The sequence below is a fragment of the Roseibium sp. AWQ4_254 genome (assembly GCF_056161025.1).
Genome location: NZ_JBSWYH010000014.1, coordinates 15,716 through 31,176 on the forward strand (window position 1 = coordinate 15,716; position 15,461 = coordinate 31,176).

General features: G+C 58.3%; 10 protein-coding genes. 2 read left to right on the forward strand and 8 right to left on the reverse strand.

The genetic code is table 11. The features are described 5' to 3' along the window. Positions 1 to 33: 33 nt before the first annotated feature. Positions 34 to 2,121, reverse strand: a complete 2,088-nt coding sequence (gene glyS, locus ACXAIC_RS12310) for a glycine--tRNA ligase subunit beta (protein WP_475178838.1) — start codon at positions 2,119 to 2,121, stop codon at positions 34 to 36. A gap of 285 nt (positions 2,122 to 2,406) precedes the next feature. Between glyS and ACXAIC_RS12315 the strand changes: the two genes are divergently transcribed. Further along, a complete protein-coding gene (locus tag ACXAIC_RS12315) occupies positions 2,407 to 3,981 on the forward strand; it encodes a putative bifunctional diguanylate cyclase/phosphodiesterase (protein WP_475178842.1) in 1,575 nt (524 codons plus the stop codon). Positions 3,982 to 4,114: 133 nt separating this feature from the next. On the opposite strand, the gene ACXAIC_RS12320 is transcribed toward ACXAIC_RS12315, so the two are convergent. From ACXAIC_RS12320 to ACXAIC_RS12350, 7 genes are all read right to left on the reverse strand, one after another. Further along, positions 4,115 to 4,795 carry an OmpW/AlkL family protein gene (locus ACXAIC_RS12320; protein WP_475179202.1) on the reverse strand — a complete coding sequence of 227 codons (681 nt, stop codon included), beginning with the start codon at positions 4,793 to 4,795 and terminating at the stop codon, positions 4,115 to 4,117. Positions 4,796 to 5,483: 688 nt separating this feature from the next. Next, complete coding sequence (locus ACXAIC_RS12325; protein ID WP_475178845.1) at positions 5,484 to 7,427, reverse strand: DUF2207 domain-containing protein; 1,944 nt, start codon at positions 7,425 to 7,427, stop codon at positions 5,484 to 5,486. A 12-nt stretch (positions 7,428 to 7,439) separates the two neighbouring features. After that, positions 7,440 to 7,985, reverse strand: coding sequence for a LemA family protein (locus ACXAIC_RS12330; RefSeq protein WP_475179205.1), 546 nt, complete (start codon positions 7,983 to 7,985; stop codon positions 7,440 to 7,442). A gap of 151 nt (positions 7,986 to 8,136) precedes the next feature. Next, positions 8,137 to 9,102, reverse strand: coding sequence for a glycine--tRNA ligase subunit alpha (locus tag ACXAIC_RS12335; protein WP_475178849.1), 966 nt, complete (start codon positions 9,100 to 9,102; stop codon positions 8,137 to 8,139). A gap of 316 nt (positions 9,103 to 9,418) precedes the next feature. Continuing rightward, on the reverse strand, positions 9,419 to 9,604 hold the full coding sequence (locus ACXAIC_RS12340; protein ID WP_475178851.1) for a hypothetical protein: 186 nt from the start codon (positions 9,602 to 9,604) through the stop codon (positions 9,419 to 9,421). 99 nt (positions 9,605 to 9,703) lie between these two features. Next, entirely contained in the window at positions 9,704 to 10,564 is an 861-nt protein-coding gene (locus ACXAIC_RS12345; RefSeq protein WP_475178856.1) for a S49 family peptidase, read from the reverse strand. A 121-nt stretch (positions 10,565 to 10,685) separates the two neighbouring features. Continuing rightward, positions 10,686 to 11,669 carry a uracil-DNA glycosylase gene (locus tag ACXAIC_RS12350; RefSeq protein WP_475178859.1) on the reverse strand — a complete coding sequence of 328 codons (984 nt, stop codon included), beginning with the start codon at positions 11,667 to 11,669 and terminating at the stop codon, positions 10,686 to 10,688. A gap of 316 nt (positions 11,670 to 11,985) precedes the next feature. Here ACXAIC_RS12350 and ACXAIC_RS12355 point away from each other — a divergent pair, with 316 nt between their 5' ends. Then, positions 11,986 to 13,662: an electron transfer flavoprotein-ubiquinone oxidoreductase gene (locus tag ACXAIC_RS12355; RefSeq protein ID WP_475178863.1), complete on the forward strand. Its 1,677-nt coding sequence runs from the start codon at positions 11,986 to 11,988 to the stop codon at positions 13,660 to 13,662. Positions 13,663 to 15,461: the final 1,799 nt, after the last annotated feature.

Consider the following 15,461-nt stretch of genomic DNA (forward strand, 5'->3'; position numbering starts at 1 on the left):
AACCGGCTTCCAGACGCCTGTTTCAGCCAGATATTACCCGGCCACTTTCGAGAAATCCGCCACCACATGGGTAGCGTCCCGGATTTCGGCAAGCAGTTGCAGGCGGTTCAGGCGCAGGGCAGGGTCGTCCGAATTCACCAGAATATCTTCAAAGAACCGGTCGACCGGTCCCCGCAGCTTCGACAGGGCTTCCATTGCACCTTCGAAATTCTCTGCGGAAACAGCCTTAGCGGCCTCGGCCTTTGCGGTATCTATGGCCGCGGCCAGATCGATTTCGGCCTGTTCCTTGAAATGATCCGCATGGGGCTTTCCAGAGACCGGCGCCCCATCTTTCTTTTCTTCCGCCTTGAGGATATTGACGGCGCGTTTGTAGCCCGCCAGCAGGTTGGTGCCATCGTCAGAGGCAACGAACCGGCCGAGTGCCTCCACCCGCTTGACCACCATCAGAAGATCATCCTGCCCCCCAAGGGCAAACACCGCATCGATCAGGTCATGGCGCGCGCCCTCATCCTTCAAATGCACTTTGAGGCGGTCCGCAAAGAAGGACAGGAGATCCGCCACCAGCGCGTCCGGCGCAGCCACATCCACCTTGATCGGGCCCAGCGCGGATGTCAGAGCCACGCCCAGCTTGAGCCGCAGATCGTTTTCCAGAACAATGCGCACCACGCCGAGCGCGGCCCGGCGCAAGGCATAAGGGTCCTTGGAGCCGGTCGGTTTTTCGTCAATGGCCCAGAATCCCGCCAGGAGGTCCAGCTTTTCCGCAAGAGCCACGCTGATGGCCACCGGCTCGGATGGCACCCGGTCGCTCGGCCCCTGGGGCTTGTAGTGATCCTCTATGGCAGTAGCGACAGAAACCTTTTCGCCTTGCGCGGCTGCGTAGTAGCGTCCCATCAGGCCCTGCAATTCCGGGAATTCAAAAACCATGCTGGACACAAGATCCGCCTTGGCGAGCTCTGCCGCCCGTTCGGCGTCGGTTTCATCGGCCCCGGTCAGGGAGGCAAGCCCGCCGGAGAGGCTGACAAGGCGCTTGACCCTGTCACCGACGCTGCCCAGCTTTTCATGGAACTTGACGTCCTCCAGCTTGGGCAGATTGTCACAGAGCTTCGTTTTCAGATCCGTTTCCCAGAAGAAGCGCGCATCGGACAGGCGGGCCCTGATGACCTTTTCATTTCCGGCCACGATCATCTTGCCGCCATCTTCGGCCAGAATGTTCGACACCAGAACGAACCGGTTGGCCAGACGGCCCGTCTTCGGGTCTTTGAGCACAAAGCATTTCTGATTGACGCGGATGGTCAGCTGAATGCACTCGTCCGGAATGTCGAGAAACGCTTCGTCGAAGCTGCCTGTCAGCACCACCGGCCATTCGACCAGCCCGGCCACTTCTTCCAAGAGGCCCGCATCTTCCACCAGCTCCAGTCCGAGTGCCAGCGCCCGGTCCTTGGCATCGTTCAGGATAATGTCCTTGCGCCGGTCTGCTTCCAGCACGACCTTGTGCTTTTCCAGGCTGGCCGCGTAATCGTCAAAACGGCGCACGGAAAAGACCTCATCGGCCAGGAAGCGGTGCCCCCGTGTTGTCTGGCCCGAGGCCAGGCCGTCAAATTCAAAGGATACGACCTCCGGCTCTTCCGTTTCAGGGCCGAAGGTGGCCACAATGGAATGGAGCGGGCGCACCCAGCGCGTCGCAGCCGTGCCCCAGCGCATGGATTTCGGCCAGGGGAAGCCGCGCAGAAGGCCCGGCATAAACTCGGCGATAATGTCGACGGCGGAGCGGCCCGGCTTTTCGATCACCGCAACATAGAAGTCGCCCTTCTTCGGGTCGCTCTGGATGGTGGCCTCGTCAATGGAGCCCAGTCCGGCCCCGCGCAGAAAGCCTTCGACGGCTTTGTCCGGCGCCCCCACGCGCGGCCCCTTGCGCTCCTCACGGGTGGCCGCAGACCCGGCCGGAACACCGGCCACATGCAAGGCAAGACGTCTGGGCGTTGCAAAGGCCTTGGCCCCCTCATATGGCAGACCCGCCTCCACCAGTGCATTGGTCACCAGGGATTTCAGGTCTTCAGCCGCCTTGCGCTGCATGCGGGCCGGGATTTCTTCGCTGAACAGCTCAAGCAGAAGATCAGGCATGGAATTTCGGGCCTTCGGTCTTGGGTAGGGCATTTGCAGGAACAACTGTGCGTCCGTTAGCAACTCGGGGCCAACTTGTCACCCCTTTTCCAGCAGCTCCAGCAGGGAAGCGCCCATCGCAAGAGTCCTGGCAAACAGGGCCATCATCCAGCTTGAGAGAACCGTAGCCATAAGCAAATTTAACTACGAGATTTCAGCACCTTGCTTCATCTTTCCTAAATGAATATGCGTGATATTCCAAGTATCCGTTAGTAAAGCAGATCTATTTGGACTGAATAAGTGATCATGAGGAACCTGTTCAGCGCCCGTTTCTTTACACACTCTTTAGCTGCAATTTTCATTGCCGCAATCTTTTGCTTTATCTTCTTCCTCTACATGCCCCATATTCTGGAAGAGGCGCATGAGGATTCTGGGCATCTGATCTTTGATATAGCGACCGGCATTTTCATGATCATCGCGCTGTTGGGCGTCCTTTGCGGCGTGTGGGCCACGAGCAGGCTGCGCCAGGAACTGCGCGCCAGGTCTTCGCAACATTCCGAAGCTCTGGCTCTGGCCCAGCATGATGCGCTGACCGGCCTGCCGAACCGCCGCCGGTTTCTGGAGGCCTTTCCGGACCTGTGCGATGATGTGAAGGACGGCCATTTCCGCGCGGTGATGATGCTGGACCTGGATGGGTTCAAACCGATCAACGACGTCTATGGCCACGCGTTTGGGGACAGTCTGTTGCGCAGTTTTGCCGACCGGCTGGCAAAAACCGTCGGACAGGATGGTCTCGTCGCCCGGCTCGGCGGCGATGAATTCGCCATTGTGTCCCCGGCGTTTCAGGACAAGGCGGAAGTCTCAAGCTTTGCCCGGCGCCTTGTGACCCGCATCACCGACCGGTTTGAGTTCGGCGATCGCCAGATTTCCGTCGGCACCAGCGTTGGCATTGCCCTTTACCCTCTGGATGGCCATGCGGTCACCGAGCTGCTGCGGCGCGCCGACATTGCGCTCTACCGCGCAAAATCGTCCGGCCGATCCACCTACCGGTTCTTTGAAGTCGACATGGATGCGTCCATCCTGCACCGGACCCTTCTGGAACAAAGGCTGCGCCGTGCCATCGACGACGGCGATATCGTCGCCCATTTTCAACCCATTCTGGACATGAATACAGGCCGGATCGCCGGTTTTGAGGCGCTTGCCCGCTGGTGGGACAGCGACTTCGGTGCCGTTGCTCCAACCCAGTTCATCCCGATCGCCGAGGATTGCGGCATCATCTCGGACCTGACCCGGCACCTGCTCGCCCAGTCCTGCATCGCGGCCCGGGACTGGCCGGACGAGCTCTCTCTTTCTTTCAACCTGTCGCCCGTACAATTGCAGGATCCCGCCCTTCCCGAGCAGATCACGACTATTCTCAAAGCCAGTGCCTTCCCGCCCAGCCGGCTGGTGCTGGAAATCACCGAAACCTCCTTGTTGAAAAATCCGGATTCGGCAAGGCGTATTTTGCAGGAACTGACAGCGGCAGGCATCAGCATTGCGCTGGATGATTTCGGGGCAGGACATTCCTCCCTCAGCTATCTGCGGGATTTTCCGATCAAGAAGGTCAAGATCGACCGCTCCTTTACCGAACGCATGCTCACCGACAAACAATGTGCCGCCATTGTGGAAGCGGTCCTGGTACTGTCCAAAGGCCTGAATATCGATGCTGTGGCCGAAGGGGTCGAGCAGGACGAGGTACACGAAGCCCTCAGTTCGAATGGCTGCCAGTTCGGCCAGGGCTTCCTGTATGCACATGCCCTGCCCGCCAAAGAGGCCGCTGCGCTTTTGAGCCGGCAGGAAGCTGGTCAACCGCCCTTTTCCGGCAGTTCCAATGTGGCCTGATCCGGGTATGGCGGTCTAACGGGGCCACCAGAAAAGACGGCCACCGGAGCCGTTTGCCAGCCCCGGCGGCCAAAGACCTTGACCCTGAGGGTACTGGGAGGGGCCAATCGCCTTCCCCCGCCCCTTCACAGCTTTAGAAGCGGTAGGTGATACCGGCCCCCACCAGCCACGGATTGAGATCCGCCGTGCCGGAGAGTTCAGACCCGGCCACCGTTACGTCAAAATCCGGTTCCATGAAGATCTTCTTCACATCCATGTTGATGCCCCAGTGGTCATCGATCATGTAGTCGAAACCGGCCTGCACCGCAGCGCCCCAGGCATTCTGGATGTCCAGATTGTCCGCGCTTTCCGCTGACTGGTTGTAGAAGATCGTGTAGTTGACACCAGCTCCGACATAGGGCTTGAACGCGCCGAAATTGGTGAAGTGATATTGCAGCGTCAAGGTTGGCGGCAGCAGCCAGGTTTCCCCGACATCACCAAGCGCACTGAGCGCGCCTTCGCCGTGCACCTTGGCATAGGTGGTGCCGAGAATAAGTTCGGCAGCAATGTTGTCGGTGAAGAAATAGGTGATGTCGAGCTCGGGAATCACGGTGTCCGTATAGGACAGATCGGATCCGGACACCCCATCCACGGACCCGCTATCCTCGGTAATGACCCCGAGAGCGCGCACACGCACCTGCCAGGGGCTGACCGTTTTGATCTGGTTGACCGGATCCTGAGGGGCGCCCTCTCCCAGGTCTGCCGCAAGAGCCTGATGCACCGGGGCGATGAGTCCTGCCGTGACGATCAGCCCCAGCAGCCCGGACATTTTCATATTCATGTCTGTCTCCATAATCGACGCGCAGAACTGCGCTTCACGTCGACTAGTTCCGACAGACATTGGCAACATTGACCTTTGTCAATTTACGCAAGCTTCCCGAAATTAAAATTCCGCTGCAACAGATAAACAACAAGACTGACGCAAATCGCCACGTGCCATCCACTTCAAACCGGACACACAATACTTCCGTATGTTTCCAGTGCTGCAATTCAATATCTTACGTATGGTCAATTTTGAATATTGATCAATGGGTGACCCACAGCAAGAACCGGAAATAGATACCGCCCGGCGGCTCCGGGTCTGACTGCGGACACGCGCTGTCCCCTTTTATTGAGGCAAGACCAAATCTCTTGCGTCAGCCCCCTATACCAACCTCCACTACTGTCCGGGAAAATTCTGATTTAGGATAAAAAAGGCCCGTTTTGTAAGGAGATCGTCTAGAATCGTGGTTGCAACGCCTGATTCAGAATCTCTCCCAAAAACGGACCTTTTTTATCCTAAATCAGAATTTTCCCGGACAGTAATGGAGGTTGGTATTATGCGTTTCAGCCGCGCCAAGACTTGCGTTTTGTGTGCCAGGAGACCGCTATTGCCCCGGGCTGCGCAGCGCCAGAGCGCGGAACACGCCGCCCGACTGCAAACCTGAGGCAAATGGGAGGCAGGGGTCAAGGGCCCCGGCCGTCTACCAGCCTCCGCCTCCACCGCCTCCGCCACCGCCGCCGGAAGACCCGCCTGAAAAGCCGGAACCGGAGGATTTGGGAACCGGCAGCGATGACTGGAAGGATTGGGCCATGGAACTGGCGGTCTCACCAAGCGTACTGGAAACGTGCGAAGGATCGAAACGTTGCCCCGCGTACCAATGGGGCTGGTAGCCCGCCGCTGCCGCCGCGCCTGCAGCCGTGGTTAGCCAGCCCTCGAACGCCTTGGACCAGGGCTTTTCCACCCCAAGCGCCACCGCATAGGGCAGAAGCTCTTCGAAATGCACCGTGCTCATGTCCGGGGCTTCAGCCATGTTCAGCCGCTCTTGTTCAGCGACCGACAGATAGAGCTTGAGCCCTTCGATCTCATCCAGCACCTGCCGCCCGAGGGCCGTCGGGGCACTGAGCAGGAAGAAAAAGAGCACATTCAGCGCCACCAGCACAGCTGCCACGACCGGCAGGACCGGGAGCGAACCGACACCGCCGGAGATGTTGTTGGCAACCAGGCCAGCGGCCGTCAGAGCGCCCACAGACAAGAGGAAAATCAAGCCCATGCGGAGCTGCATGTTCTGAAGGCGGAAAATGGCTTTGCCGATATTGACCGAAAAAGCGGTGGCAAAGACAGACAGGACCATGAACAGAAATGCAAATTCCCGATGCGCCTCAGACATCTGGCCAAAGAGAAACAGCGCCAGGACACACGCAGCGCTCAAAAGAGCGCCGGGGATCAGGTAAAACCGGTTGGTCTTGAAAAAGACGTTCCGGCTTTCCGTCTCAATGGCACCCCGGAAGCTGCTGCCAAGCGCCTTGATGGACTTTCCATTGCCCTCATAGATTTGCAAGGGAGCTCCAAGCCCTTTCAGAAACCGCACAAGTGCCGCCTCCCCCTCCGGCAAAGGCCGCTGCCCTCCGCCCCCGATCCCGGCCCCGTTCTCTTCAAGCGCAAGCACCACATCGCCGTCGTGCTGCTCCAGCCGCAGCCGTTTCTTGACCGCAAGATTGAGACTGGCCGCGGCAAGGGCGATCCAGCCGCCATCGCTGAAGCCCTGAGTGGACACATATCTGGCGAGAGCCGGCGACACATTTGCAGGCGGCTTGAACCGGGGAAAGATGACGCCTTTTGCCGGGTCCCGGCCGACCAGCAGCCAGGCCACGGTATAATAGACCAGCACCAGCAGGACACCGGCCCCGCCAATCAGCTCCGAGCTGTTGTCTGACAGGAAATAGCCGATCTGATCGGCTTGCGTCGGTGGCGTAACCGCCCCCTTCGGCATGGCCACAACGACGCTCATCCCCTCATAAGGGGCGAGCGGCTGGGTGGTCTTGAAAATCACTTCCCGGCCATTTTCGCCAACACTGGCCTCATAGGCCCGGAATGTCTGGCCAACCGCCCCGGTATAGGCCGTCCAGTCCCGGGCCTTTATGCCCTCCGGCAGAACCACCCGCGCCACCGCGTCGTCAATCGGGAAGATCCAGCCGTTGCCGGTCGCGTTCCAATAGACTTCGTCATGGTCCTTTGGAAAACGGATCTGCCGGTCCGTCTGGTATTTGATGGTGTATGTATAGGTGCCATGCTGCAGAAAGACATTTTTGTCGCCGATATAGATCCGGACACCGGCCCCATTGCCGTTTTCTTGAAAGGCGGCGGGCTTGCCGTCTTGCAGAACCGACAGCAGCTTGAAACCGGCCCGGTAGACCCGACCGCCCTCCCCTTCGATCTGGAGGGGAATGTCACGGTAGATACCGCGCTTGATCTGGGCGCCTTCCGCCCGCACGGCGATCGTCTCGGTCACGGTCAAAAGGCCGCTCCGGGCCACCTCGATATTGGAGACAAAGCGCAAGATGCGCTCTTTCGCCAGCGCAGTCTCCCCGTTCAAGCTGCCAGCAGCCAGCAGAACAAGGACGGCAAAAACCTTCTTCAGGATCACAGGCGCAGCTCCCTAAAACTGAACCTGAGGAACAGCCCGCTCGGCAGCGTCCTCGATCTCGAAATAGTCCGCTTTTTCAAACTTGAACTGGGTCGCGACAAGATTTGACGGGAAGCTCTCGACAGCCACATTCAGACCGCGGACAGCGCCATTGTAATAGCGGCGTGCCATCTGGATGGCATTTTCGATCTCGTCCAGAGAGGCATGCAGATCGGAAAAGTTCTGGCTTGCCTTCAGATCCGGATAGGCTTCGGCAACAGCAAAAAGGCGGCCAAGTGCCAGGCCCAAGGCGCCTTCCGCCTTCGCCCGGCCCGCCACATCATCTTGCGCCACCGCTCCGGCCGACGCCCGCAACTGGGTGACCTGGTCCAGCGTCTCCTGCTCGTGATCCGCATAGCCTTTAACGGTTTCAACCAGATTGGGAATGAGATTGGCCCGGCGCTTCAGCTGGACGTCAATTCCGCTCCAGCCCTCTTCCACCATCTGCCGCTTCTTCACGAGCGTATTGTAGAGAAAAATCGCATAGACCGACACAGCGATCAAAATGGCAAAAACAATCCAGCCCAAGGCGCGCCCCTTTTCTGACCCAAGCAACAGGTTCCAGAGGCATATGCGGCTCAGCGCAGACCCTGGCAACAATCGGGTCAAACGCTAGCCTTTTAGGGTGGCTTTGTCATCCTGCCGGTCTCTTGAGGACCGCAATAAGCGCCTATTCAGCGGCCTGGTTGTGATAGCCGACGCCGCCCGCTTCCGTTTCCAGGAACGCGGCCCCGCAGGCTTTCGCCAGTTCGCGCACGCGCAGGATATAGCTCTGGCGCTCAGTTACGGAAATCACGCCGCGCGCGTCCAGAAGGTTGAAGGCATGGCTGGCCTTGATGCACTGGTCATAGGCGGGCAGCACCACCTGATGCACCGCAGCACCGGCGTCTTCCTTCGCCTTGGCTCCGGCTGCCAGCAGCGCCCGGCACTCGTTTTCCGCATCCTTGAAATGGCGGAACAGGATCTCGGTATCGGCATGTTCAAAATTGTGCCGGGAATATTCCTGTTCAGCCTGCAGAAAGACATCGCCATAGGTCACCTTGGCATCGCCTTCCATGCCGTTGTAATTCAGCTCATAGACGTTATCGACGCCCTGAATATACATGGCCAGGCGCTCTAGACCGTAGGTGAGTTCGCCGGAGACCGGGGAACATTCAAAACCGGCAACCTGCTGGAAATAGGTGAACTGGGAGACTTCCATCCCGTCGCACCAGCATTCCCAGCCAAGGCCCCACGCGCCCAGGGTCGGGCTTTCCCAATCGTCTTCCACAAAGCGGATGTCATGCAGTTTCGGGTCGAGCCCGATCGCATAAAGGGATCTGAGGTAAAGGTCCTGAAGGTCGGCAGGGGATGGCTTCAAGATCACCTGGAACTGGTAATAATGCTGCAGCCGGTTCGGGTTTTCACCATAGCGCCCGTCCGTCGGGCGGCGGGAGGGCTGCACATAGGCGGCCTTCCAGGGGCGCGGCCCGAGCGAGCGCAAGGTGGTGGCCGGATGAAACGTGCCAGCGCCAACTTCCATGTCATAGGGCTGCAACACCACACAGCCCTGATCCGCCCAGAAGCGTTGCAGCGTGAGGATCAGGCCTTGGAAGGAATTTTCAGGGCGCATATGCGCCGGAACGTCGCTCGACATGACTGTGTTCTATCCGTGGGACCGGCCGTGGAACCGGGAAATTGGTCTGGAAACCGGGCAGACCCTGCCCGGCCGTCAGCGCGACAGGTGCCATGGTGGCCGGATAAGGTCAAGGGTGCAGGCAAGAGCCCTGACACAAACCCGGCTGCGCCTGAACTTGACACGCCCCGGGAGATCAATTTACTGGCGGGACCGGTCCCAGACACCTGCTGCTCGCAGACTTCTGCATCAGTGACGACCTGCCTCAATTTCCCGGTCTTTTTTTCCGGCAGGCAGCACGCCTGGTAAATGACAGAAAAGCGGCTGACCGGTTGCGTCAGCCTTGCGGGCGGTATTTGCCGGTTGCGGGGTCGCGCACAAGCTTCGCCCCGCGCCCGTTCGGATCGGCCTTGGCAGCGGCCCGGGAAATCTGGGTCTCCACCTCGGCCATCTTGCGCTTGATGCGCTGGACAATCCAGTAACCGCCAACGGCAAGGGCGGCAACGCCAATCAATTCCGTCATCTCAATTCCCCTTCCCTTGAATTCCCGCCCCAAAACAATCCTGCGCCAAATCGCCGGGCAGTCCCTTAAAGGGCTGTTGCGGCTTGACCGGATCTTGCTTCAAAGGCCGTAGCGCATCCACAAGGCCCGATTTTCAATAGCAGAGATCAGCTCGTCGCCGAGCCCTTCACTCAGGCGGCGCCCCGGCAGCAAAACTCCAAGTCCTGCGCGCCGACCCAGCAACCCGCGCGGTGCGGATATCAGGCGTGGTTCGGCCTTGTCACCATAGCGCTCCTTCAGGACACCGCGCAAATCGCCAATGGCATCGGCCAGCCCCAGTTGGACCGCGGTGCGCCCGGTCCAGAACTTTCCAGTGTAAAGATCCGGGTCCTCGGTCAGGACATCGCCGCGCCGGGATTTGACCAGCTCAATGAAAGTCTCGTGAATTTCCTGCTGCAGGGTCTTCAGATACTCAATGTCCTCCGGGACTTCCGGTTGAAACGGGTCGAGCGTGACCTTCTTTTCCCCGGCCGTATAGACCCGCCGGTCAACACCGATTTTCTTGATCAGCTCGGTGAAGCCGAACCCGGCTGCCACAACACCAATCGAACCGATGATGGAGGACGGATCGACCAGAATCTCGTCCCCGGCCAGGGCGATCATGTAGCCGCCGCTTGCCGCAACATCCTCCACGAAAACAAGAACCTCTTTCTCGTTTTCCTTGGCCAGATCCCGGATCCGCTTGAAAATCAGACGTGATTGGACTGGCGAGCCCCCTGGCGAGTTCACCACCAGCGCCACAGCCGGGGCCTTTTTCATGGAAAAGGCCTTTTCCAGCGGGAGTGCAGCGGATGCCAGCGAAAGGCCGGAGCGCATGGGCCCCTGCACATTGCCAATCGCGCCCTGAAGGCGCACAACCGGGATCACCGGCGTATCATTGCGGAAGCGTTTGGGAAGGAAACGGCGGAAACTGGAAAGCACTCTGAAAAGCCCCGGACTGTCAAAACATCTTCTGGATATATGTATCAAGTGAGGCCTTGCAAAGGCCGGTTGCCGGAAATTGCCGTGTGCCCTGACCGGCAGCCGCTCAGCTCTCTTTAGATCAACCGTCTCTTGGGGACAGCCGGTCGTGAATGCTGAGGAAATCACGCCAGGACAAGCGCTTTTCCAGCGGGCTGCGCAGCAGATAGGCTGGATGATAGGTGGCGATTGCAGCGATCTCGCGTTCTTTCAGAGGATAGCTCATCCAGCGGCCGCGCATTTTGCGGATGCCGTCCTGAACACCCAGAAGGGTTTTGGCGGAGGCGGCCCCCAGAAACACCAGAATATCCGGATCGATCAGCTCGATCTGGCGCTTGATGAAAGGCTTGCAGATTTCCGTTTCCTGAGGCGTCGGGGTGCGGTTTCCAGGCGGGCGCCAGGGCACCACATTGGCAATATAGACCTCTGACCGGTCGAGCCCGATGGCCGCCAGCATACGGTCCAGCAATTGCCCGGAGCGGCCGACGAAAGGCTTTCCCTGCAAGTCCTCGTCCCGGCCCGGCGCCTCGCCGACAAACATGAGCCTGGCGGACGGGGCCCCGTCGGCAAAAACGAGCTTCTTGGCGGTGAGTTTCAAATTGCAGCCGTCAAAAGCCTCCAGGCAAGCGCGCAGCTCATCGAGCGTTTCCGCCGAAGCCGCCAGATCACGCGCCGACGCAATGATCTGCTGATCGGGAATAACGGCCGGCTGGCCCGCCATGGGCGCCGGCCCTGATCCAGGCATGACGGCAGGTGCCGATGCGGGCGGAGAGGCTTGCGCAGCCCCTCTTCCTTTCCCCCGCGGCTGATCCTGCGCGGGCAGTGTGCCCGCCCTGCTGTCCTGCCAGCCAGAAGCGCCTGGAGCGGCAGACTCGGCTCCCGCCGCAGCAGGTGCCGCAGCCTGACCTGCAGGTGCAGGCACGGCCGAGCGGCGCGCAGCGGCCTGCTGACGCGAGCGCTCTGCCCAGTCAACCGGCGTGTCTCCGAGAAAACAGTCGATGCCCGCGTCGATATAGAACTCCAACAGGCTTTCTATCGCGCGCAGGTCTTCATGCGTGTGTTGCACCAAATTGGCCTCCGGCGCGCGATTTTATCCGCTTGCCCGCCAAGAACAAGATCCCACATGACTTGCCCCTGCGTTCCGGGCCGTTTTGCACCCGCTTTGCACATCTCATTCAAGTCGCGCCGTGGTTTTTTGACGCTTACGTAAACGGCACCACCCCTCTTGACGCCCTCCCCTTGCTTTGGTCTATCTGTGCGCAAATTCGAGCGGAACAGCAGTAAATTTCGTAATCAGCACGGAAAAATGTCGTGTTTTGCTCTGCGAAATCAGGCAAACAGGGCCAGATTGAAATGCGCCCAGTGGGCAGAGGGAGACATCAATGAGCGAAGAAGACGCGCTTGGCGAACGCGAGAGCATGGATGTGGATGTCGTCATTGTCGGCGCCGGCCCTGCCGGGCTCGCCGCGGCGATCCGGCTGAAGCAGATTGCCAATGATAAAGGGGAAGAGCTCAGCGTCGTTGTGCTTGAAAAAGGCTCTGAAGTCGGCGCCCACATTCTGTCCGGCGCGGTGATCGACCCGATTGCCCTGGACAAGCTGCTTCCGCAATGGCGCGAGGAAGACAGCCCGGTCAAAACGGAGGTGACTGCGGACCATTTTCTGGTGCTTGGCCCGGCCGGGTCCCTGCGCCTGCCCAATATGCTGCTGCCCAAGCTGATGAACAACCACGGCAATTACATTGTCTCGCTTGGCAATGTCTGCCGGTGGCTGGCTGAAAAGGCCGAAGCGCTCGGCGTGGAGATCTATCCCGGCTTTGCGGCGGCCGAAATCCTTTATGATGATGAGGGCCGCGTTGCCGGTGTCGCCACCGGGGACATGGGCATTGGCCGGGACGGCAAACCCAATGCCATGTTCACGCGCGGCATGGAACTGCGCGGCAAATACACGCTCATCGGGGAAGGCGCGCGCGGCTCCCTGGCCAAGGAGCTGATTGCAAAATTCACTCTCGACAAAGACAGCGATGTGCCGAAATTCGGCATTGGTATCAAGGAATTGTGGCAGATCGATCCGGAAAAGCACAAGCTCGGCCTGGTACAGCATTCCTTCGGCTGGCCCCTGGACGGCAAGACCGGCGGCGGTTCGTTCCTCTATCATCTGGAAGACAATCAGGTGGCGGTCGGCTTTGTGGTCCACCTGAATTACGAAAACCCCTGGCTGTCACCGTTTGACGAGTTCCAGCGGTTCAAGACCCACCCGGCGATCCGGGACACGTTCGAGGGGGGCAAGCGCATTTCCTATGGCGCCCGGGCCATTACCGAAGGCGGATACCAGTCCGTACCGAAACTTTCCTTCCCCGGTGGCCTGCTGATGGGCTGCTCGGCCGGGCTCGTGAATGTGCCGCGCATCAAGGGCTCCCACAATGCCATGCTGTCGGGCATGTTGGCAGCCGAGGAAGTCATGGCTGCCCTTGGCCGTGGCGAAGCCCATACGGAGCTGAGTGGATATGATAGCGCGTGGCGGGACAGCCCCATCGGGCAGGACCTAAAGAAAGTGCGCAATGCCAAACCGCTCTGGTCGAAATTCGGCACCTGGCTCGGCATTGGTCTGGGCGGGCTGGACATGTGGACCAATGAACTGTTTGGATTTTCCTTCTTCGGCACGCTCAAACACGGCAAGCGGGACAGCGAAACCCTGAAGCCGGCCAAGGACTGCAAGAAGATCGACTATCCCAAACCGGATGGCGTGGTCTCCTTCGACAAGCTCTCCTCTGTGTTCCTGTCCAACACCAACCATGAGGAAGATCAGCCGATCCATCTGAAAGTGGCTGACCCCGCCCTGCAGAAAGCCTCCGAGCATGACATTTTTGCAGGTCCCTCCAACCGTTACTGCCCGGCGGGGGTCTATGAATGGGTGGAAGACGGCGAGGACGTGCCCCGTTTCCAGATCAATTCGCAGAACTGCGTCCATTGCAAAACCTGCGACATCAAGGACCCGAACAGCAACATCACCTGGACGGTGCCGGAAGGGGCTGGCGGACCGAACTATCCAAACATGTAATACCAGGCTCTGCCGTAGTAATTCCGCCCGCAGGTCTTTTCCTGTAGTTAGCGCTGATCATGGAAGAACAGGCAGCGCCGGGTGTCTAGATCACCCGGCGCTGCCGTCTTGTGGCCGATGGGTCGTCTCAGACCGGCTATTTGTGGGGGGACGCCGGTCTGGTGCGGTTGTCAAAAGCACACGTTTGGACAGCCGTAAAACGGCCTCCTGTTGCAACGCTTTCGCCCGCGCCACAAGGTCTAAGCTGTTCTTTCCGAACAGCATTCTTTTGGGAGTCGGAGGTCCAGATGGAGCCGACGTGCACATGTTCCAGGTCTTTGCCCGGTTTATTTTGCCTCTTTAATTTATTTGCTTCATTTAAGAGACAGTCGCGTTTTATACTCACGCTACGTCATCGTCAAACAGATATCGGGCCAGATAAAACTTTGTTATAGGTCCAATACTGATTTTTATTCCATATGGTCAAAATTACCTGATTTTGTTTACTTTTTATGCAAATCCTGAGTATTCGACCCCAATTATAGATTTTCCCTTCAGTCGTCTTACACATATTTTCGAAGCCATGGGCTCTCAAAAAGCTGTTATTTTTCATTTGTTTAACAATTTCTTCCAATAAATTTTCCTTCATAAGATTTTTCTATACAATAATAGATAAAGAAGATATTTCTCGCAATTCTTTGAAAACAAAGCATTTCTTGCAGCTGTGGACAACATCACACAATCAGCGGTTACTTCATCGGATTGCCAAATATGCAGGCATATACATATAAGTCTTTGTTTTATATATATTAATAAGATATCCACACCGCATTCTCGGGAAATCCGGTTGTATTTGCAGACTCAGGCCTGTTAATCTAATTTTACTTGCATTGGGGCTTGCAAGATTGATTTCCGCCACCTTTGGAAGAACTTCGATCGTTTCTTCTCAGAAATACTGCGGGTTCCCCATAATCCTTGGAAATCTGGCCGCCAGCTGGCGATCAGATACCTTGTGGGCAAGAGACGGAGATGACCGAGTAGGTGCGCGGCGGTGCCAAATCGGGATTGGATGTTTCTCACAGTATATTCAGGGCAACGGCAGACGCCCTGAACCCCATCGACCACAAGGTCTGGCACCGGGAAGGCCACTTCCCGGTGCAATTTTTTTCCAAAGCCAAAACCCGTTCGATGTGCGCCTGCCGCGGTCATGCGGCCTGCGATCAAGCTCAACTGGCAGATACCGGTCTGATGGTTTTTCCGATTTGCGGGCAAGACCGGCTGCGCAGAACGCTCCCCCCGGCTGTTCAAGCGGCGCAACGCCGTCCGGCAGCCTGGAAAATACAACTGGAGGCGGGTTCTGGTCCCCTTCGGCCAGCGCGTCGCTATACCAAGCGCAGTTGATCATGATACCAACCTCAATAGATAGAAACCCATCTGATGGCGCTGGTCTGGATTGGCCGGCAAGGCGCGTTGCGCAGGACGGCCTGGTTGGCCGTTCAAGCGGCGCAACGCAGTCCGGCGGGCCGGAGCAGGCCACCGAGGCCGTGTTTGAGGACTGTTCAGCTGCGTCCCAAGTTTTGAACGATAAACCATATCGCCCTGCAACCTGCTCCTTGCCGAACAGTCCCCAAAAACGGTCAGATCGGTTCCTATCTATTGAGGGTGGTATGAGCTATTTGATGCCCCAATTGCGTTCAACGGCGAAAGCAAAGTCGCGTTGCATCAGATTTGCCTTTCGCTGCCTGAAATCAGAGATTTCAAGGCAAAAGACAAAACAGATTCAATCCGGAAAAACGCGATACTGCCCAGGCGGGTCGCGC

Excerpts from the sequence above, each read along its gene's own strand:
- glyS (WP_475178838.1), bottom strand. The coding sequence starts at position 2,121 with ATGCCTGATCTTCTGCTTGAGCTGTTCAGCGAAGAAATCCCGGCCCGC.
- ACXAIC_RS12315 (WP_475178842.1), top strand. The coding sequence starts at position 2,407 with ATGAGGAACCTGTTCAGCGCCCGTTTCTTTACACACTCTTTAGCTGCA.
- ACXAIC_RS12320 (WP_475179202.1), bottom strand. The coding sequence starts at position 4,795 with ATGAAAATGTCCGGGCTGCTGGGGCTGATCGTCACGGCAGGACTCATC.
- ACXAIC_RS12335 (WP_475178849.1), bottom strand. The coding sequence starts at position 9,102 with ATGTCGAGCGACGTTCCGGCGCATATGCGCCCTGAAAATTCCTTCCAA.
- ACXAIC_RS12340 (WP_475178851.1), bottom strand. The coding sequence starts at position 9,604 with ATGACGGAATTGATTGGCGTTGCCGCCCTTGCCGTTGGCGGTTACTGG.
- ACXAIC_RS12355 (WP_475178863.1), top strand. The coding sequence starts at position 11,986 with ATGAGCGAAGAAGACGCGCTTGGCGAACGCGAGAGCATGGATGTGGAT.